General features: G+C 32.6%; 19 protein-coding genes and 1 riboswitch. Of the genes, 6 read left to right on the top strand and 13 right to left on the bottom strand.

What is annotated here, in order from left to right:
* Positions 1–14 precede the first annotated feature (14 nt).
* The 8 genes from O5Y44_RS04950 to gnd all read right to left on the bottom strand — a co-directional run bounded on the left by O5Y44_RS04950 (position 15) and on the right by gnd (position 8,764).
* Positions 15–1,211: a phosphoglycerate kinase gene (locus O5Y44_RS04950; RefSeq protein WP_271965484.1), complete on the bottom strand. Its 1,197-nt coding sequence runs from the start codon at positions 1,209–1,211 to the stop codon at positions 15–17.
* Positions 1,212–1,307: 96 nt separating this feature from the next.
* Positions 1,308–2,315, bottom strand: a complete 1,008-nt coding sequence (gap, locus tag O5Y44_RS04945) for a type I glyceraldehyde-3-phosphate dehydrogenase (protein ID WP_371465649.1) — start codon at positions 2,313–2,315, stop codon at positions 1,308–1,310.
* Positions 2,316–2,328: 13 nt separating this feature from the next.
* Positions 2,329–3,375 carry a sugar-binding transcriptional regulator gene (locus O5Y44_RS04940; RefSeq protein ID WP_316447102.1) on the bottom strand — a complete coding sequence of 349 codons (1,047 nt, stop codon included), beginning with the start codon at positions 3,373–3,375 and terminating at the stop codon, positions 2,329–2,331.
* Positions 3,376–3,544: 169 nt separating this feature from the next.
* Positions 3,545–4,171, bottom strand: a complete 627-nt coding sequence (locus tag O5Y44_RS04935) for an exonuclease SbcC (RefSeq protein ID WP_371465648.1) — start codon at positions 4,169–4,171, stop codon at positions 3,545–3,547.
* 98 nt (positions 4,172–4,269) lie between these two features.
* Positions 4,270–5,232, bottom strand: a complete 963-nt coding sequence (locus tag O5Y44_RS04930) for an asparaginase (protein WP_371465647.1) — start codon at positions 5,230–5,232, stop codon at positions 4,270–4,272.
* 15 nt (positions 5,233–5,247) lie between these two features.
* Positions 5,248–5,823: a beta-class carbonic anhydrase gene (locus tag O5Y44_RS04925; protein ID WP_271965489.1), complete on the bottom strand. Its 576-nt coding sequence runs from the start codon at positions 5,821–5,823 to the stop codon at positions 5,248–5,250.
* 165 nt (positions 5,824–5,988) lie between these two features.
* Positions 5,989–7,380 (bottom strand): glucose-6-phosphate dehydrogenase, encoded by a 1,392-nt coding sequence (gene zwf / locus O5Y44_RS04920; protein WP_271965490.1) that lies wholly within the window; start codon positions 7,378–7,380, stop codon positions 5,989–5,991.
* Entirely contained in the window at positions 7,352–8,764 is a 1,413-nt protein-coding gene (gene gnd / locus O5Y44_RS04915) for a decarboxylating NADP(+)-dependent phosphogluconate dehydrogenase (protein ID WP_371465646.1), read from the bottom strand. Before gnd ends, zwf begins: the two co-directional genes overlap by 29 nt.
* A 448-nt stretch (positions 8,765–9,212) precedes the next feature.
* Between gnd and aldA the strand changes: the two genes are divergently transcribed.
* The 6 genes from aldA to ribH all read left to right on the top strand — a co-directional run bounded on the left by aldA (position 9,213) and on the right by ribH (position 16,230).
* A complete protein-coding gene (aldA, locus tag O5Y44_RS04910; RefSeq protein ID WP_371465645.1) occupies positions 9,213–10,664 on the top strand; it encodes an aldehyde dehydrogenase in 1,452 nt (483 codons plus the stop codon).
* A gap of 460 nt (positions 10,665–11,124) precedes the next feature.
* Positions 11,125–12,468: a sodium-dependent transporter gene (locus O5Y44_RS04905; protein WP_371465644.1), complete on the top strand. Its 1,344-nt coding sequence runs from the start codon at positions 11,125–11,127 to the stop codon at positions 12,466–12,468.
* 162 nt (positions 12,469–12,630) lie between these two features.
* A riboswitch (FMN riboswitch) is annotated at positions 12,631–12,755 on the top strand.
* A 165-nt stretch (positions 12,756–12,920) separates the two neighbouring features.
* Positions 12,921–13,991 carry a bifunctional diaminohydroxyphosphoribosylaminopyrimidine deaminase/5-amino-6-(5-phosphoribosylamino)uracil reductase RibD gene (gene ribD, locus O5Y44_RS04900; RefSeq protein ID WP_371465643.1) on the top strand — a complete coding sequence of 357 codons (1,071 nt, stop codon included), beginning with the start codon at positions 12,921–12,923 and terminating at the stop codon, positions 13,989–13,991.
* Entirely contained in the window at positions 13,976–14,587 is a 612-nt protein-coding gene (locus tag O5Y44_RS04895; protein ID WP_316447109.1) for a riboflavin synthase, read from the top strand. Before ribD ends, O5Y44_RS04895 begins: the two co-directional genes overlap by 16 nt.
* Positions 14,580–15,755, top strand: coding sequence for a GTP cyclohydrolase II (gene ribA, locus O5Y44_RS04890; protein ID WP_371465642.1), 1,176 nt, complete (start codon positions 14,580–14,582; stop codon positions 15,753–15,755). Before O5Y44_RS04895 ends, ribA begins: the two co-directional genes overlap by 8 nt.
* A 13-nt stretch (positions 15,756–15,768) precedes the next feature.
* Positions 15,769–16,230, top strand: a complete 462-nt coding sequence (ribH, locus tag O5Y44_RS04885; protein WP_003147907.1) for a 6,7-dimethyl-8-ribityllumazine synthase — start codon at positions 15,769–15,771, stop codon at positions 16,228–16,230.
* A 122-nt stretch (positions 16,231–16,352) separates the two neighbouring features.
* Here ribH and guaB read toward each other — a convergent pair whose 3' ends face one another.
* From guaB to O5Y44_RS04860, 5 genes are all read right to left on the bottom strand, one after another.
* Positions 16,353–17,816, bottom strand: coding sequence for an IMP dehydrogenase (guaB, locus tag O5Y44_RS04880; RefSeq protein ID WP_371465641.1), 1,464 nt, complete (start codon positions 17,814–17,816; stop codon positions 16,353–16,355).
* A 17-nt stretch (positions 17,817–17,833) separates the two neighbouring features.
* Positions 17,834–18,424, bottom strand: coding sequence for a xanthine phosphoribosyltransferase (locus O5Y44_RS04875; RefSeq protein WP_271965498.1), 591 nt, complete (start codon positions 18,422–18,424; stop codon positions 17,834–17,836).
* 108 nt (positions 18,425–18,532) lie between these two features.
* Complete coding sequence (gene hslO / locus O5Y44_RS04870; protein WP_371465639.1) at positions 18,533–19,408, bottom strand: Hsp33 family molecular chaperone HslO; 876 nt, start codon at positions 19,406–19,408, stop codon at positions 18,533–18,535.
* Between the two features lie 86 nt (positions 19,409–19,494).
* Positions 19,495–20,040, bottom strand: a complete 546-nt coding sequence (locus O5Y44_RS04865) for an LOG family protein (protein ID WP_371465638.1) — start codon at positions 20,038–20,040, stop codon at positions 19,495–19,497.
* Positions 20,041–20,073: 33 nt separating this feature from the next.
* Positions 20,074–20,847, bottom strand: a complete 774-nt coding sequence (locus O5Y44_RS04860) for a type III pantothenate kinase (protein ID WP_271965501.1) — start codon at positions 20,845–20,847, stop codon at positions 20,074–20,076.
* Between the last annotated feature and the right edge of the window lie 39 nt (positions 20,848–20,886).

Here is a 20,886-nt window from a genome sequence, read left to right as displayed (position 1 = left end):
CTTGAGTTTTAAAATTATTTATTAGATAATGAATCAATTCCTGGTAATACTTTTCCTTCTAGATATTCTAGAGATGCTCCACCACCTGTTGAGATGTGTGAGAATTTCTCAGCATATCCTAAAGAAATTGCTGCTGTAGCACTATCTCCACCACCGATAATAGTAGTAGCACCTTCTAAGTTTGCGATAGCTTCACAAACACCAATTGTACCTTTAGCAAAGTTAGGCATTTCAAATACACCCATAGGTCCATTCCAAATTACTGTTTTTGCACCTTCAAGAGTTTTCTTGAATAATTCAACTGATTTTGGTCCGATGTCTAATCCTTCTTCATCAGGTTGGATATCACCTTGTGCTACACGACTTGGTGCATCGTTAGAGAATTCTTTAGCTACTACTGTATCGATTGGTAATACTAATTTTTCTCCAGCTTTGGCCATTAGTTCACGAGCATATTCAACTTTATCATTTTCACAAAGTGAAATTCCGATTTCTTTACCTTGTGCTTTCATGAAAGTATAAGCCATACCTCCACCAATAATTACTTTATCAGCTTTTTCTAATAAGTTTTCAATAACTGCAATTTTATCAGAAACTTTTGCTCCACCTAAGATTGCAACAAGAGGTCTTTCTGGGTTATCAACTGCTCCTCCGATAAATTTGATTTCTTTATCAACTAAGAATCCTGAAGCAGAGTTCCCTTCACCAATGTTAGATGCAATACCTACGTTTGAAGCATGTGCACGGTGAGCTGTTCCGAATGCATCGTTTACGAATACATCCCCTAGAGAAGCCCAATATTTAGCAAGTTCCGGATCATTTTTAGATTCTTTTTTACCTTCAACGTCTTCGAAACGAGTGTTTTCAAACATTAAGATTTCTCCATCTTTTAATCCTTTAACTGCTTCTTCTAATTCAGCTCCACGAGTTTCAGCTACGAATTTTACTTCTTTACCTAATAATTCTGATAATCTAACAGCTACTGGCGCTAAACTTTTAGATGCTTTATCAGCTTCTTCTTTAACACGTCCTAAGTGTGAGAAAGCAACTACCTTAGCACCTTGATTTAAAGCATACTCAATTGTTGGTAATGCAGCAGTAATACGATTATCGTTTGTAATTTCACCATCTTTTAAAGGCACGTTGAAATCAACACGCATTAAGACAGTTTTCCCTTGTAAATTACCTAAGTCTTTAATAGATTTCTTCATGGAAAGCTCCTTTTATTTATATTTTAGAATATATGAGACAAGATATAAGTCGAAATTGACTTATATCTTATCTATTCTTCTATTACCTATTATAGATTATTTAATTAATCCTGCAAAGTATTTTAATGTTCTTACTAATTGAGATGTGTAAGACATTTCGTTGTCATACCAAGAAACAACTTTAACTAATTGTTTGTCTCCAACTGTTAATACTTTTGTTTGAGTTGCATCGAATAATGATCCGTAAGAAATACCTACGATATCAGAAGATACGATTGGGTCAACGTTGTATCCGAATGATTCGTTAGAAGCAGCTTGCATAGCATCGTTAACTTCTTCAGCTGTAACAGTTTTTTCTACTACTGCTACTAATTCAGTTAATGAACCTGTTGGTACTGGTACACGTTGTGCAGCTCCATCTAATTTTCCGTTTAATTCTGGAATTACTAATCCGATTGCTTTAGCAGCACCAGTTGTGTTAGGTACGATGTTTACAGCTGCTGCACGAGCACGACGTAAGTCTCCACCACGGTGAGGAGCGTCAAGTGTGTTTTGGTCTCCAGTGTATCCGTGAATTGTAGTCATTAATCCTTCAACTACTGTAAAGTTATCGTGTAAAGCTTTAGCCATTGGAGCTAAACAGTTAGTTGTACAAGAAGCACCTGAGATAACTGTTTCTGTTCCGTCTAGAGTTTCGTGGTTTACGTTGTAAACGATAGTTTTAACGTCGTTTCCACCTGGAGCTGAGATAACAACTTTTTTAGCTCCTGCTTGAATGTGAGCTTCAGCTTTTTCTTTAGAAGTGAAGAATCCAGTACATTCTAATACTACATCGATTCCTAATTCTCCCCATGGTAATTCAGTTGGGTTAGGGTTAGCAAATGCTTTGATTTCTTTTCCGTTTACTACTAAGCTTCCTTCAGCTGCTGATACTTCTCCGTCGAAACGACCTTGAGTTGTATCATATTTTAATAAGTGAACTAGTTGGTTAACTGGTGTTAAGTCGTTAATCGCTACTACTTCAATTCCTTCTACGTTTTGGATTCTTCTTAAAGCAAGACGTCCGATACGTCCAAATCCGTTAATTGCTACTTTTACTGTCATTTTTTAGTTCCTCCTAAAAATTTTTATTAACTTTTTTTATTATTTTTTTGCAAATAGCCTCGTCAATAATTAATGTCGCATTCGCCGGTCTAGTATTTAGGTAACTAAATACTGCATCAGCTTTTTCTTCTCCACCAACTATCGTAAAGACATTATCAATGCCATCAACATCTTTAAAACTCATACCTATAGTAGAGGTTTTAAATATTTCACTGCCGTTCTCATCGAAATAACTTCCAAATGATTCACAAACAGCATTTTTTTCTTCCAATACTTTTAAAATATCTTTAGAAGATTTTCTTCTATTCGCCATTTCAAAAGCATTCCCTATACTATGGATAATTATCGATGTTTTACCTATAACATCTAGAGCATTTTTTACGACTGGTTCTTTTACGAGTTCTTCTAATGCTTTTTGTCCTATATTATCTGGTGCATGTAATAGTTGATAATTATGTCCAGAGTTTTTAGCCATCTTAGAGGCTATATCATTCGCTTGATATTCTGTATTTACTACAGATAGTCCTCCTCTTATTGGCGTTATAGTAACATCTTTTCCATAACCAAATGTTTCATTAGCTCTGCCGGCTATGTAGTACATCGTACTACCACCACTGACTCCAATTACGCATTCTTTAGTTATCTTAGCATTAACCTTATCCAAGAGTAAGTTAGTCATTTCTTCTCTAGTGGCCTCATTATTTATAAAGTCACCCGCTACAATATGAACTTGTTTTATCGAAAAATGATTTTTTATAAAACTTCTTTCCTTAGCAAAAGCATCATTTATAACTGATTCTTTTATCTCCAGTAGAAGCTCTTCTCCTTTTTCCGTAAGACTCATTCCAGTAGCTTTCTTAGTTATTAACCCTAACTTGGATAAAACTTCACATTCCGTACGTAATTGTCTTTCCGTCATATTTATAAAGTTCAACAATGTTTTTCTTCCTACTGGTTGATTAACTTTTATCGCAATAAGCAATTCATACCTATTACTAAACTTCATAAACATATCAGGTACAAGTCTACTTTGCATATGTAACAAATGTAAAATATCCATCTTATGTTTCCCCTGTTTATTCGAAAGTTTATCTGTGGACACTCCCTGTCCAGTTAGGTCGTTTTTCGACCAACATATTTCAAAAAAAATAAACTTTCTGATTAAAATTATATCAAAGACCTATATAAAAATCAAGTCTTTTAAATAAATTTTAATCAAAAAATTCATCTTATTTTAATATCGCTAATAATTCAATTAGAATAATGAAATAAAATACGAAAATCATTTCATATTCTTTATAATCGACTGGTAAATTAGAAATATATTGACTAGGGTAGTTGACCTCTATATCTTTTTTCAGATTTTCTACATCTAAGTTATCAAAATTATATCTAACTAGCAACTCATTCAGTTCTTTATCGCTATAGTAGAATATTTTTTTCACTTTTGAAGAAAATAGACTATCAGCTAGAGTAACATTTTCTATAACTGATAAAACAGATAATAAATCACGTTGTCCATTTTTTGAATTCCCTGCTATAACTCCATACAACTTTTGTAATAATAGGCTAGGAATTTTGTATTTTAATTCTAATACTTCAAAATCAATTGTTTCGATTTTTTTCTTAGTTTTTGATTTCTCTGCCTTCTTTGTATTACTTACTTTTCCACAGTCTTTTTCTACAAAAACTACATATTTATCTGCTATTTCAATTATTTCTTTTTTATCAAACTCAATTTCTTCATTTAAGTTTTCTAGCGTTTTCTCTTGATCTAATTTTTGGTATGGTCGTTTAAATTTATTATCCTCTAATAGATAAAATCCTCTATACGACTTATGATATTTAAATTTCAACTCTACACCTCTTTCCTAATTTTAATCATTTAATATACTACCATAATTATAAAAAATATTCAACCTTCTTCATATTTCAATAACTTCACAAATTATTTCTAAAAATAATTTTTTAAATTATCAAAATCCACTCCTACTTCTAATAAAACTAATAACTTAATTCTAGCTTTCTGTCCACTAAGTCCTGTTGTAAAAATAACTCCATCTTGTTGAAATCTCTTACCGCCACCTTCGTAATCATATACATCTTGAGTAACACCATTAAATGCACGGGAAACAAATACTACTGGTATTCTCTTCTTAATACATTCTCTTATCGCCGGAACAGTCTTTGGCGGTAAATTACCAGCACCCAGAGCTTCTATTACCAATCCATCAGCTCCAATATTTGCGACTGCATTAATAAGCTCATCTCCCATACCAGCATATGCCTTTAATAAGTACACTTTCTTACCAAAAACATTTACATCGTAATGTTCTTCATTTATTAATTTTTGAAAATAAATTACACTATTTTTAGATACTAACCCTATAGGTCCAAAAGTTGGTGTTTGGAAAGTCGCTACATTTGTAGTATGCGTTTTAGTAACATAGGTAGCTGTATGCACCTCATCATTCATTACTACTAATACACCTTTATCACAACTTTCATCACTAACAGCAACTACTAAAGAACTTCTTAGATTAGCAAGTCCATCCGCTCCTATTTCATTACTAGAACGCATCGCACCTGTAACCACTACTGGAATATTTATATCTAAAGTTAATTCTAAATAATATGTAGTTTCTTCAAGAGTATCAGTCCCATGCGTAACTACTACACCATCATATCCTTGTGTTACTGCTTCTAGTATCCTATTCTTTATCCCTAACATTTCATGTTCTGTTATCTGAGGAGAAGCAAGATGATATAAATCTTCAACTACTAAATCTCCTAGATAAGAAAACATACTCCCTCCAACACCTATTGGATTTTTATCTGTAGGCGAAACTTTTCCAGTTGTCTGATCTTCACTCATAGAGATTGTTCCACCTGTATTCAAGATTAATATTTTCTTCAACTCACTAGCCCCTTTCTATTTTCTCAGATTATCGTATCCATTTACGACTAAATCAACTTTACCGTTACTTGGATTTATTACTAAACCATGTACAGGGACGTCTTTTGGTATTAATGGATGATTCATAATCATATTAACATCATGCCCAACACTTTCTTCAACATCGTCAAAACCATGTAGCCAAGTATTTAAATCAAGTCCAGAGTATTGAAGAATATCAATAGTTTCTTTTCCAACACCTCTATCTCGCATTTTTTCCATAATTAGATTAGTATCAATATTTTGCATACCACAGTCATGATGCCCCATAACTATAATCTCATCTGCTTTTAGCATATATACTGCTATTATCAAACTTCTCATAATCGATCCAAAAGGATGAGTTAATATAGCACCTGCATTTTTCACAACTTTAACATCTCCTGAAGATAGATTCAGAGACTTTGTTGCAAGTTCAACTAACCTTGTATCCATACACGTAAACATTACTACTCTCTTGGCTGGATATTTATCTTCTGTTTTATATTTTTCATACTCTTCAAATTTAACAAAATACTCATTGTATTCTAACATTGAATCTAACAGTCTCATATCTTAACTCCTTTTGAAAATCATCATTTAAATTTTTCTTATATTTTCATTATACTATACTTCGTGATTAACGTAAACTTTCCTAACTAGCAATCCTTTTAAAGAACACCCAAACTACAAAAAGATGTATTGCATGACATAAAGTCTTACAATACATCTAAATAATTATTTAACCCAATCTACTAGATTATCAGCTTCTTTTGGACCTTTTGAACCTTGTTCATATGTGTATAATGGAGAACCTTGTTCTTCGTACTTAGCTATAAGTTTATTAACAAATGTCCAAGACTCAACTATTTGATTCCATTGAGAGAATAATGCTCTATCTTCTCTAAAACAAGCATCTAGTAATCTCTCGTAAGCTTCAGGTGTATTTATTATGTTTTCTAGTATACAACTTTGACAGAAGTCTAACGAGATTGGCTGTAATTCTTGTTCTGTACCTGGTTTTTTAGCATTAAATTGGAAATATACACCTTCTTCAGGTTGAATTTTTATTATTAATACATTTCCTGGAGAAGTTCCTACAGATTTAAATTGAACAACTACTTGAGTTTCTCGTTTTTCTAGTTTCTTACCAGTTCTTATAAAGAATGGTACACCTTCCCAACGTTCATTATCTATAAATAATTTAAGCGCTGCATAAGTTTCTGTTTTAGAATCAGCAGGAATATTTTGTTCTTGTAGATATCCTTCATATTGCCCCATTACTAAACTTTCATGAACATCTTCAATCGGTTTAAGCGCAGAAAGAAGATTGTATTGACTCTCGTGAATACCACGACTTCCCTCTTCTTTTGGTTCTTCCATAGCTACTAATGATAGAACCTGTAATAGGTGATTTTGAACCATATCTTTTAAAGCACCACTCTTATCATAGTAACTAGCCCTAGTTCCAACACCTACAGTTTCTGCAGCAGTAATTTGAACATTTTCGATAAAATCTTTATTCCAGATGCCTTTGAAGATGATATTTTCAAAACGTAAAGATAAAATATTTTGAATCATCTCTTTACCTAGGTAATGGTCAATATGATAAATTTCATCTTGATTAAAGAATTTAGCAAGCTCATCATTTAGTATCCCAGCTTTTTCTAAATCTTCTCCAAATGGTTTTTCAATAATAACTTTCGCATTATTTTCTGAGCAATATTTTTTTAGACCATTTGTAATAGTTATGAAGAATGATGGAGCCACCGCGAAGTAGTAAACATGATTTTGTATATCTTGTTCAGAATAAAATGCTTGTAACATCTCATAGTCATCTTCATTTGTCATATCCATTTTGAAATAGATAATTTTTTTAGCATATGCATCAAATTGTTCATCGTCGAATTTAGTACGTGCATACTCTTTTACCCACGTATGAGCAATATCTATATATTCTGACTGCGTATAAGCTCTACGACCAATCACAACTATCTTAAAATCATCAGCTAATTTCCCTAATACATTTAAGTTATATAATGCAGGTAACAGTTTTCTATATGTAAGATCCCCTGTTCCTCCAAAAAGTGTTATTGCTGTTTTATTTTTCATTGTTTCCAACCCAGTCATAGTGATAATTTCCTTCTTTATCTGTTCTTTCGAAAGTGTGTGCTCCAAAATAGTCACGTTGCGCTTGAATTAAGTTAGCACCACTTTCTGCTGTAGTGTAGATATCTAAGTAAGAAACTGCAGAAGTCATAGCACTTAGTGGTAATCTATTAGAAATTGCTAAAACAGCAACTTCACGTAAGCTATCTTGTCTTGTTTCAATAACTTCTTTAAAGAATGGATCAAAGATTAAGTTTTCTAATTTTGGATTATTTTGGTATGCTTCGATAATATTTTGTAAAATTTTCGCTTGAATAATACATCCACCACGGAAAATTTTAGCAATTTGTGAATAATCAAATGTCCAGTTATATTCTTTCTCAGCAGCTTGTAATAATTTGAATCCTTGTGCATAAGATACAATTTTTGAAATAAATAAAGCATCTTTTACAATATTTTTTAGTCGTTCTTTATCTTCAACTACTGCATAAGGTTTACGAGCAAATTCTTTTTCAGCGCGAACACGTTCTTCTTTAAGATTTGACATATATCTTCCATTTAACGCAGCTGTAATAACTGATACATCAATTCCTAAATCAATAGCTTGTTCATTAGTCCATTTCCCAGTACCTTTTTGTTGAGATTTATCTAAGATTTTATCTACTAAGTAGCTTCCATCTTCTTCTTTTACTTTGAAGATGTTTGCTGTAATTTCAATTAGATAAGATTCTAATTCACCTTTATTCCATTCTTCAAATGTTTTTTGTAATTCTTCATTTGAGAAACCTCCTAAGTGTTTAAGCACTTTGTAAGCTTCTGAAATTAGTTGCATATCTCCATATTCGATACCATTGTGAACCATTTTCACATAATGACCTGCCCCACCAGTTGAAGTATAACTACAACAAGGAACACCATTAACTTTAGCCGCAATAGCTTCTAAAATAGGACGAATTTCTTCGTAAGCTTTTTCATCACCACCAGGCATTAAAGCAGGACCGAATCTAGCACCTTCTTCTCCTCCAGATACACCAACTCCAAAGTAGTTAATTCCTTTTTCTAATAATAGATCATATCTTCTTTGAGTATCTTTAAAGAATGAGTTTCCTCCGTCAATAATGATATCTCCTTTATCAAGAAGTGGTGTTAATTGTTCAATTAGGCTATCTACAGCAAAGCCTGCTTTAACCATTAAGACAACTTTTCTTGGTTTTTCTAGTCCATCGACTAATTCTTGTAATGAATATCTCCCTGTTACATTTTTGTGTGGGTGCTCTTCTAGCATTTTATCTACAACAGATGTTGTTCTATTAAATACTGCAACTTTAAAACCATTATCTGCAATATTTAATGCAAGATTACTTCCCATTACTGATAAACCGATAACTCCGATATTTTGTTTCATTAATGAACCTCCTAATGTTTCTTACCTAAGATTATACCACTAAATACATTGCTAATGGAAATATTTTTGCTTGAAAAAATTTTTTACTATTATTTTCTTTAGTTACTTAATGCATTAAAATTTAATATTTTAGAAAAACTGTATCAAGTACAATAATAACAATGTTATTATCTAATAATCTTTCACTTTTATGTATGCGCTTTATTTGATATGTTACAGGAAATAAAAATAATTTAATTCTTTATACCATTTTTAAATTATTCATTTCTTCTATTTAAAATTATATATAACTTTTTTTGTAAAAATGCATAGATAAAAGTTTAAATACATAAATATATATCAAAAAATACAAACAAACTACTTGATTTATATTTTTTCATAAGATACAATGTTAATACAGTAATGATAACGTTTACTTATAAGAAAAACAGAAAAAGGAGAATTAACTATGAGTGAAGTTAAAGTTTTAAAAAATTTTATTAACGGGGAATTCGAAGAAAATACAAATTACGATTATATAAACGTACTAAATCCATCTACAGAAGAAGTTATCGCGAAAATCCCTTCTTCTTCAGAAGCAGATGTAGACCGCGCAATTGATGTAGCAGAAGTGGCTCAACGTGATTGGGAAAAATTACCTGCAATTCAAAGAGGTGCATATCTTAGAAAAATTGCTGAACGTATCCGCGAACGTGAGCCAGAAATTACACAAACTATTGTTAATGAAGGTGGTAAAACTTTCGATTTAGCAAAAGTTGAAGTATTATTCACAGCTGATTATTTAGACTATATGGCTGAATGGGCTAGAAGATATGAAGGGGAAATTATTCAAAGTGATAGACAAGATGAGCACATCTTCTTATTCAAACGCCCTCACGGAGTAACTACTGGTATTTTACCTTGGAACTTCCCATTCTTCTTAATCGCTAGAAAAGCGGCACCAGCATTACTTACTGGTAATACAATTGTATTGAAACCAAGTCAATTAACTCCGATAAATGCTGATATTTTCGCTGAAATCTGCGTAGAAGTTGGTCTTCCAAAAGGTATCCTTAATATTATTCACGGACGTGGATCTGTTGTAGGAAATAGATTAGCTTCTAACCCTAAAGTTGGCTTAGTAAGTTTAACAGGTAGCTTAACAGCTGGACAAGAAGTTATGAGAGCTGCTGCTGAAAACATCACTAATGTTTCTTTAGAACTTGGAGGAAAAGCCCCAGCTATCGTATTTAAAGACGCAGATTTAAATCTTGCTGCAAAAGCGATTGTAGCATCTCGTGTAATTAACTCAGGACAAGTTTGTAACTGTGCAGAAAGAGTATACGTTCATGAAGATGTTAAAGATGAATTCGAAAAAATCTTATTCACTGAACTTGATAAAGTTAAATTCGGTGACCCTAACAAAGAAGGTGGTTTAGATTATGGTCCACTTATCGAAAAACGTGCTGTAGACGCTGTTGCAGAAAAAGTTGCTTATGCAGTAAAACAAGGTGCGACTCTATCATATGGTGGAACTCGTGATGAAAATCAAGTAGGATACTTCTTTGGACCAACTGTTTTAACAGATGTAACTAACGAAATGAAAATTATGAAGGAAGAAACATTCGGACCTGTAATCCCAGTAGCAACATTCAAAACTTTGGAAGAAGTATTAGAATATGCAAATGATTCAGAATATGGATTAACTTCATCAGTTTACACTACTAACCTAAATACTGCATTCAAAGCCGTAAATGGGCTAAAATTTGGTGAAACATACATCAACCGTGAAAACTTCGAAGCTATGCAAGGATTCCACGCTGGACGTCGTAAATCTGGTATCGGTGGAGCTGACGGTAAACATGGTTTAGAAGAATACCTAACTACTCAAGTTGTTTATATGCAATTAGATAATGAATAATCTATAAAAATATAATTAAAAACTAAAATTAAATCACCATATTTAAGTAATCTTACTTGAGTGTGGTGATTTTTCTTATAATATATTACATTCTCCTCTACTTTCCTTTTACTATTGCTAAATAAATCAACTAATCAAAAGTTTTCAAAAAATTATTGACAAATTTTCAGATAAATGTTAAGATTTTAATTACAATTAATAAAGGAGCTACTCAATAATGAAAACTAATATTTTAACTAGTAAAAGAGAATACTTTTTCGTGCCATTTTAGCAGCACTTATATCTCATAGCATTGTAGATATAAGTGCAACGATGTCTACAATGGCTAGTTAAACATGTTTTTAGGCCATTGGTAAAAATACTAAATGGCCTTGAGTATAGTATTATATATATTTTAAAAGCTATTTAGTATTTTCTAAATAGCTTTTATTTATTTTCAATTAACAGGAGGAGAAATTTTATGTCAGAAAATTCAAAATGGAGTTCTAAAATAGGTTTCATACTTGCTTCAGCGGGATCTGCGATAGGTCTTGGAGCTGTATGGAAATTCCCATATATGACAGCAGCAAATGGTGGAGGTGGATTCTTACTAGTCTTCCTTATCTTCACTCTTTTAATTGGACTACCACTACTTCTTGCTGAATTCGTACTTGGTCGTGGTGCTGGAGTTTCAGCTATTAGAACTTTCGGTAAACTAGGAAAAAACAAAAATTATAATATTATTGGTTATATCGGTGGATTCGCCCTATTCATCTTACTATCATTCTATAGTGTTATAGGTGGATGGATTTTAGTATACTTAGGTATTTCAGTTACCGATGCTCTTGGGCTTCATGCTACTGGCGATCACGCTGCCCTATTCACGAGTGTTATCTCAAATACTTGGATTGCATTAGGAGCTCAGGCTTTATTCATCTTATTGAATATTCTTATAGTATCTCGTGGTGTTCAAAAAGGTATTGAAAAAGCATCAAAAATTATGATGCCACTATTATTCATTATATTCTTAGTAATTATCGCAAGATCATTAACATTACCAAATGCAATGGCTGGAGTTACTTACTTCCTAAAACCTGATTTTTCTAAAATCACTAGTTCTGGTATTTTATTCGCACTTGGTCAATCGTTCTTCGCACTTTCTATCGGGGTTACGGCTATGTTAACTTATGCATCATACCTTGATAGAAGAACTAACCTGGTTCAATCAGGTATTTCGGTTGTATTAATGAACATTGCCGTCTCTATAATGGCAGGACTTGCAATCTTCCCAGCTATGAGTTCATTCGGAATGGAATCTGAAGGTGGGCCAAGTTTATTATTCATCGTATTACCACAATTATTCAACAATATGGCATTCGGTAAAATTTTCTACATTCTATTCTTAATATTATTCTTATTCGCTACTATTACTTCATCTGTAGTTATGTTAGAAATCAATGTAGGAAATATTACTAACCAAAAAAATACTAACCGTACTAAATTCAGTGTAATCATCGGAATCTTAACTTTCATCGTTGGAATTCCTTCAGCTCTATCTTACGGTTCATTATCTGATACATTAATATTCGGAAAAACAGTTTTCGATTTAATGGACTTCTTAGTATCTAATATACTTATGCCACTTGGTTGTCTTGCACTATCAATATTCACTGGATATGTACTAGACAAAAAAGTTGCCAAGGAACAATTACACATTAATGAGCATAACAAAACAAGCCTAGTATTATTCAGAACATGGTTATTCCTATTAAGATATATACTACCAGTTATTATTCTCATCGTTTGCTTAGCACAATTTTTATAATATAATTTAAAACTATTTGGAGTGATTCAAATAACGATTTCGTAGAAATCCCATCTGTTGAATCACTCTTATTTTTTTATAGCGTTTTAAATATTTTTTTATAAATAAACTATAATTATTGACATACGTTTTCAATAGTGCTATTATTAAGTCATGAATTAAATATTTCTTCGGGGTCGGGTGTAATTCCCAACCGGCGGTGACTAGTTCTCTAGAAGTCCGTGAGCGCAAGCTGATCTGGTGAGATTCCAGAACCGACAGTATAGTCTGGATGGGAGAAGAAATTATAGCATTAAGATAAATATATCTAATACTACTGATAATATACAACCTAGAATGTATTATAATTATACATTCAGTACTTTTTATCGAATAAAAAACAAACCATCAATCCCGATTATTTGAATCATCAAATATTATCGGGTTTTTATTTTTATAAAGGAGTTGATACTATGCATGAATATTTTATGAATCTTGCTCTATTAGAGGCCAAACGTGGTACAAAATATACACATACCAATCCTCTAGTCGGTGCAATTATAGTAAAAGATAATAAAATTGTCGCAAGAGGTGCACACCTTCGTTACGGTTGTGAACATGCTGAAAAAAATGCTATTTCTACTTGTAAAACTCCTGAAAAAATATTTAATTCAACTCTATACGTCACATTAGAACCATGTAACCACAGAGGAAAACAACCCCCTTGTACAGAAGCCATATTGAAAATGGGCATCTCTAAAGTTGTTGTTGCTCAATTAGATCCTAACCCAATAGTTAGTGGTAAAGGAATTAAATTCTTACGTGATAATGGAATTGAAGTTATAACTGGTATCTTGGAAAAAGAAGCTTACAGTCTAAATTATGCTTATAATTTATTCCATACACAAAATAGACCATATGTAGTCTTAAAACAAGCTACCAGTCTTGATGGAAAATTAGCCTTTACTAATGAAAGAACTCAAATAACAGGAAAAGAAGTGTACGACTTCGTCAGAAAAGAACGAGATAATTATCAAGCTATTCTTGTTGGGGCAAAAACTGTGTTAATAGATAATCCAAAATTAACTGGAGCCAACACTTCGTTATACCCACCAAAAAGAATAATATTAGATAAAGAAGGAACTATTTTTCAACATAAAGAACTAAATCTCTTTAAAGATGATTCTTCTGAAGTTATAGTTTTTTCAAAACACAAAAATGAAGACTTACCTTCACATCTAACTATCGTTACACCTAACGAATTTACAATAAAAGAAATTCTTACTGAAATTGCAAAACTTGGTATACAGTCAGTTTACGTAGAAGGTGGCCCTTGTATCCACGATCAATTCCTTGCTAGTGGCTATTGGGATGAAGTAATTTCATATATTTCCCCTACACTCTTAGGAGGAAGAAATACTTCATCATTTAGTAGTGATAGGCCTACTAATGAAAAAATCACTTTACACGATATTAATGTAACAAAACTCGGTGAAGATATAAGAATCTCAGGAAGGAAAGAAAGTCAATGTTTACAGGATTAATAAAAGAACAAGGGAAAATAGTAAAAATTATAAAATCAAGTCACAGTATAAAATTAACAATACAAGCAACTAAGAACTTATTGGAAACATATAAAATCGGTGATAGTATGGCTGTAAATGGTGTATGTTTAACATGTGTTCAAAAAAGTTCATCACAATTCACAGTTGATATTATGCCTGAGACTTATAAGAGAACAACATTTAAAGAGCTAAAAGTAAATGACTCTGTAAATCTTGAACCTGCAATGGGACACTCAGATAGATTCGAAGGACATATCGTTTCGGGTCACAGTGATGGATTAGCACAATTAGCAGCAAGACAAAAAGATGAAAATGCTATTCTTCTAACTTTTGCTTATCCAAGTAAATTTCAAGGAGAAATCATTAATCAAGGCTCAATTACTATAAACGGAATAAGTTTAACAGTAGTAACTTGTGACAATAATAAATTTACAGTTTCATTAATTCCACATACTGCAAAACATACAAATCTAGAAAAATTGAAAATTGGTGACAATGTAAATATTGAGACCGATATTCTAGCAAAATACATAAAAGCTCAATTAAAATTATTTGGAGGAAAGTTAAATGATTAATAATGTAAGACAAGCAATCGAAGACCTAAAAGCTGGAAAATTAATTGTTCTTATCGATGATGACGACAGAGAAGCGGAAGGAGATTTAGTTGGATTAGCTGAACTAGTTACAGGTGAAAATGTAAACTTCATGACAAAACACGCCCGTGGTTTAATTTGCGCACCTGTCTCAACTGAAATAGCTCAACGCTTGAATCTACACTCAATGCTAGATAAAAATACTGATCCACATGAGACTGCATTTACAGTAAGTGTTGATTATAAAACATCAACAACAGGAATCTCTGCTTTTGAAAGAGCAACTACTATAAAAGAATTAGCAAATCCTAATTCGAGACCAGAAGATTTTAATAGACCTGGACACATGTTCCCTCTTATTGGGCGTGATGGTGGAATCAAAGTTCGTCGTGGTCACACAGAGGCTAGCCTAGATTTAGCAAGATTAGCTAATAGCACTGAAGCTTCGTACATCTGTGAAATTATGAATGAAGATGGTACTATGGCTAGAAGAGATGACTTGTATGAATTCGCTAAAAAATGGAATTTAACAGTTGTTGACTTAGATGAACTAACACGTTTTTTGTCATTTGAAGAAAGCGTTAAAGTAAAGCTTCCAACAGAATTTGGAGACTTTGATTTACAGCTGTTCGAAGATGAATTTAATAAAGAACATTTAATTATTAGCAAAGGAGATTTAACTTCTGAAGAACCTTTACTAATACGAGTTCACTCAGAATGTTTAACAGGGGATATATTCGCTTCTCATAGATGTGATTGCGGTGAACAATTACATGCTGCACTTCAAAAAATCTCAGAACTAGGTCGCGGTGCAGTTCTCTATTTAAGACAAGAAGGACGAGGAATCGGACTTAGAAATAAACTTCTTGCTTACCAACTGCAAGAACAAGGTGTAGATACTTACGATGCTAATGTGCAATTAGGTTTCGCTCCCGATGAGAGGGATTATAGTATTGCAGTAGATATATTAGATTACTTAGGAATAAAATCGGTAAAACTACTTACTAACAATCCTGACAAAGTAGAACAACTAAGCTCTTTAGGAATAAACATAGTTGACCGTGAACCAATTAAGATAAAACCACATAAAGAAAACAAACACTATTTGCAAACAAAAAAAATAAGATTTAATCACTTTTTAGATATATAAGGAGAATATTATTATGACAACATTTGAAGGAAAATTTATAGGTAAAGATATTAAAGTAGCAATCGTAGTAGCACGTTTTAACGAGTTCATCACATCTAAATTATTAGGTGGTGCTAAAGATACATTAATTAGAAATGAAGTAAAAGAAGAAAACATCGATGTATACTGGGTTCCAGGAGCATTCGAAATTCCATTTATTACTAAAAAATTAGTAGCTACAAATAAATACGATGGTATCGTTACATTAGGAAGCATTATTCGTGGAAGCACTAGTCACTATGACTTAGTTTGTAACGAGGTAGCAAAAGGTGTAGGACAAATTAACCTTAACAGTGAAATTCCTGTAATGTTTGGTGTTATTACTACTGAAGATATCGATCAAGCTATCGAAAGAGCTGGTTCAAAAGCCGGTAACAAAGGTAGTGAATGTGCTCAAGGTCTTCTTGAAATGATTGACTTAACTAAACAAATTTAAAACTATAGGTTATATAAGAAAGTCGGAGTATAGGTCTAAATCCCACTTCGGCTTTCTTTTTTATTCAAAATAAAGCTAGGAACTTGAACTTCAAGCTCCCAGCTTCTTATTATCTATAATTATTATTTAGAATAGTTTGGACTTTCTTTTGTAATTTGAACGTCGTGTGGGTGAGATTCGATTAATCCAGCACCAGTCATACGAACAAATTGTGAGTTTTCACGAAGCGCACGTAAGTCACGTGAACCAGTGTAACCCATACCTGCACGTAATCCACCAATGATTTGATAAATTGTTTCAGAAACAGCACCTTTATAAGGTGTACGTCCTTCGATTCCTTCTGGAACTAATTTCTTACCATCTTCTTGGAAGTAACGGTCTTTAGATCCTTTTTCCATTGCAGAAATTGATCCCATTCCACGGTATGCTTTGAATGTTCTACCTTGGAAGATTTCTAATTCACCTGGTGATTCTTCACAACCAGCAAGCATAGATCCTAGCATTACTGCGTGTCCACCAGCTGCGATAGCTTTTACTACGTCTCCAGTATATTTAATTCCACCATCAGCAATGATTGTTTTTCCTAATTCACGAGCTACTGTTGCACAGTCGTAAATAGCTGTGATTTGTGGAACTCCTACCCCTGCAACTACACGCGTAGTACAGATTGAACCAGGTCCAATACCTACTTTTACAACATCCGCTCCAGCTTCGAATAAATCACGAGCAGCTTCTCCTGTTGCTACGTTTCCAGCAATAATATCTAACTCAGGATAGTTAGTTCTTAATGTTTTAACTGCATCTAATACTCCTTTAGAGTGTCCGTGAGCAGTATCAACTACGATTGCATCAACTCCAGCTTCTACTAAAGCATCAACACGATCAACTGTATCGTTAGTAATACCTACAGAAGCGGCTACTAAAAGACGCCCTTTAACATCTTTTGCTGAGTTAGGATATTTAGCTAATTTCTCAATATCTTTAATAGTGATCAATCCTGTTAATTTACCTGCTTCGTCAGTTAAAATTAGTTTTTCAATTTTGTGACTACGTAAAATTACACTAGCTTCTTCCAGTGTAGTTTTTTCTGGAGCAGTAATAAGGTGCTCTTTAGTCATTACTTCACTAATTTTAATATCAAAATCAGTTAAGAATCTCATATCACGGTTTGTGATGATTCCAACAACTTTCATATCCTCTTCATTGTTTACAATCGGTACACCTGAAATTTTGTATTGTTGCATTAAGTTTTCTGCTTCATATACTAGACTATCTGGTGTAAGGAAGAAAGGATCTGTTATAACTCCACTTTCTGAACGTTTAACTTTTCTTACTTGTTCAGCTTGTTCTTCAATAGTCATATTTTTGTGAATAACACCGATTCCACCTTCACGGGCCATTGCTATTGCCATTTTGTATTCTGTTACTGTATCCATTGCAGCAGAAATAATTGGCACTGATAGTTTAATTTTCTCCGTTAAACTAACTTTTAAATCAACTTTTTTAGGTAAAATGTCACTTTTAGCTGGTACTAATAGCACATCATCAAATGTTAAACCTTCTTTTTGAAATTTATTTTCCCACATTTTATTTAAGTCCTTTCTTATTTCTCATCATCAGCTTTATTAAATTTAACTTCATTATTCTCTAGAGAAGCAATTCTACATAAAGAACAAACATTGACATTCTTTTCATCTAATAATTTTCTACCATCTTGGAAACTTTTCTCAACCAGTATTCCTACTCCTACTGTCTCAGCTCCAGCCTTATCTACTATTTCCATAAGACCTAAAGTAGCCTGTCCATTAGCAAGAAAATCATCAACAATAAGTACTTTGTCATCTTTATTAATGAATTTTTCTGAAACTACTATAGTATTAGTTATATTTTTCGTGTAGCTATGAACCTCTGCAGTGTATACATCATTATTTTTTAATGTTGATGGTTTACTCTTTTTAGCGAAAACCATCGGCACTTTAAATAAGTTTGCTACCATAATCGCTGGCGCAATACCACTCGCCTCGATTGTCAGAATCTTCGTTATTTCTTCATTTTTAAAATATTCATGAAAAGACTCTGCCATTTTCATCATTAAGCCAGCATCGATTTGATGGTTTAAAAATGAATCAACTTTAAGGACATTATTGTCATAAACTTTACCATCAGTAATAACCATTTCTCTTAGTAATTCCATAACTCCTCCTATATAAACTTTGAGTAATTTTATTTATGATACCAAACTTTCATTGAAAATTCAAGAGCCTAATGAAATGTTAATCATTAAGGCTCTTTATTCATAATATTATTTTAAATTGTCTAATAAGTCAGTAATTTCTTTTTGAGAAAAATGATATTTTTCTTTACAAAACGCACAGACTAACTCTGTAGTTTCTTGTTTAGCAATTTCTTCTAATTCTTCTTTCCCTAACGTTACTAGAGCATCAGCATAGCGCTCTTTAGAACATGTACATTTAAATACTACATCATTCTTCTGTAAAATTCGATAGTTTTCTTCTCCCCCAAAGATAATATCCGCAATTTCTTCAGGTGTTTTTCCTTCATGGATAAGTGTAGAAATTGGTTTAATATTACTAATTGCTTTTTCTATCTTTGTTATCGTCTCATTTGTAGCATTTGGAAGTACTTGTAAAATAAATCCTCCAGCTGCAATTACAGAATTATCAGTTTCTACCAATACCCCTAAAGATACTGCAGAAGGGACTTGCTCACTAGCAGCGAAATAATAAGTGAAATCTTCTGCGATTTCTCCAGATACTATCGGTGAAGTAGTAGTATACTTTTCATTTAATCCTAAGTCACGTACTACCGTGATGTTTCCTCCACCAACTACTCCTTTTACATCAAGCTTACCCTGAGCATTACTTGGAATATGAACTTGCATATTTTTAGCATATGCTGTAGTTTCCCCTAACTCATTTGATGATGCATAGATTGTTCCTACTGGACCATCTCCACGAACAGCAACGTCAATTCTGTCTCCACTCTTAAGCATAGCACCCATCATTGTAGTAACCGTAGCTGTACGACCTACTGCTGCTATTGCTGTTGGATAAGCATCATGTCTTTGTCTAATTTCTTCTATTAAATCTGTAGTTTTTGTTACAAAAAATCTAATTTCATCGTTAAAGGCTAATCCTCTAATCAAATAATCTTTCATTAAAATAAATTCCTTTCAATTCTAGAACTTCTTATTACGATGTATTATTATACATTTTATTTCCATTATTGTCTATTTATTTACATTTATAAATTTTTATAATTAATTATGAATCGTTCCATTTCCTCTATATTATCTGTAAATAAAGTATTTTTTCTATCTTCAATAGTTAAGAAACCTTCTGCTACCATCTTATCAAAATATTGTTCTAAAAAGTCATAATAACCATTAATATTCATTAGAATACAAGGAGCATCTTTTTTACCAACTCTCACCCATGAGATTACCTGTGATATCTCTTCTAACGTTCCAGGTCCACCTGGTAAAGCAATAAACACATCACCAAGATCAACAAGTTTAGTTTTTCTCACCGACATATCATCGACAACAATCAGTTCATTAATATCATTGTGGCTGATTTCTCTGTCTACTAAAAATTGTGGCATTATCCCTATGACTTCTCCACCATTGTCTAAGACTGTATCAGCAATAATCCCCATCAGACCTACTTTGCCACCACCATATACTAAAGTATGATTATTTCTAGAAATCCACTCTCCAAGTTCTATTGCATTTTCTTTATACAATTCACTCTTCCCATTATTTGCTCCACAAAAAACTGTAATTTTCATTGTTATTATATCCTTATTATTGTTTCTTTAATGTTATTTGGTATTATTCATTTTGTACAATTCAATTATACCTTTTAAAGTTAATTCTTCATCAACTATATCCACCACATCACTATACTTTGCAATAAACTTTGACAAACCTCCAGTTAAAACTACCTTATATTCTTTTCCTAAATCTTTTTGTAAATGTTTAATAATATTTTCAAATTGACCTAAGAATCCATAAAATAACCCTGCTTGCATTTGACTAGTAGTATCCATCCCTAGAGATGTACTCACCGCTTCAAATTCCACCCTAGGTAGTTTGGCAGCCCTTGAATATAATGCTTCCGCACTAATATTCATACCTGGACAAATAATACCTCCACGATAGTTCATATCTTCGTCCACACAATCAAATGTTGTAGCTGTTCCAAAATCAACTACTATTGCTGGTAAATATTCACTAACTTTTGCTCCGACAATATCAACTACTCGATCGGAACCTAATTTACTACTATATGGCTCTGGTACCTTTATACCTGTATTAATATCAGCCGAAACAATAATCGGTTCTTTTTCAAAGTATTTCTTACTTAACAATTCTAGTGCAAACATCATTTTTGGAACTACACTCGATATCACCACTCCATCGAAATCTTCAAACTTAATCCCTTTATCAATAAAGAAATTTCTAATAATAACATATAGTTCATCTTCTGTTTTAGTATTATCCGTTGCTATACGCCATGAATGAAGCATCTTATAATCACTGCTAAATACTCCAAGTACGATGTTTGTATTCCCTACATCTAATGCAAAAATCATCTTTAATCTCCTACGATTTACTATTTTTAAGAATGATTA

Origin of the sequence: Gemella sp. 27098_8_155 (assembly GCF_041433725.1) — a bacterium.
Classification (GTDB): domain Bacteria; phylum Bacillota; class Bacilli; order Staphylococcales; family Gemellaceae; genus Gemella; species Gemella haemolysans_D.
This window is presented reverse-complemented; position numbering and strand designations above follow the sequence as displayed.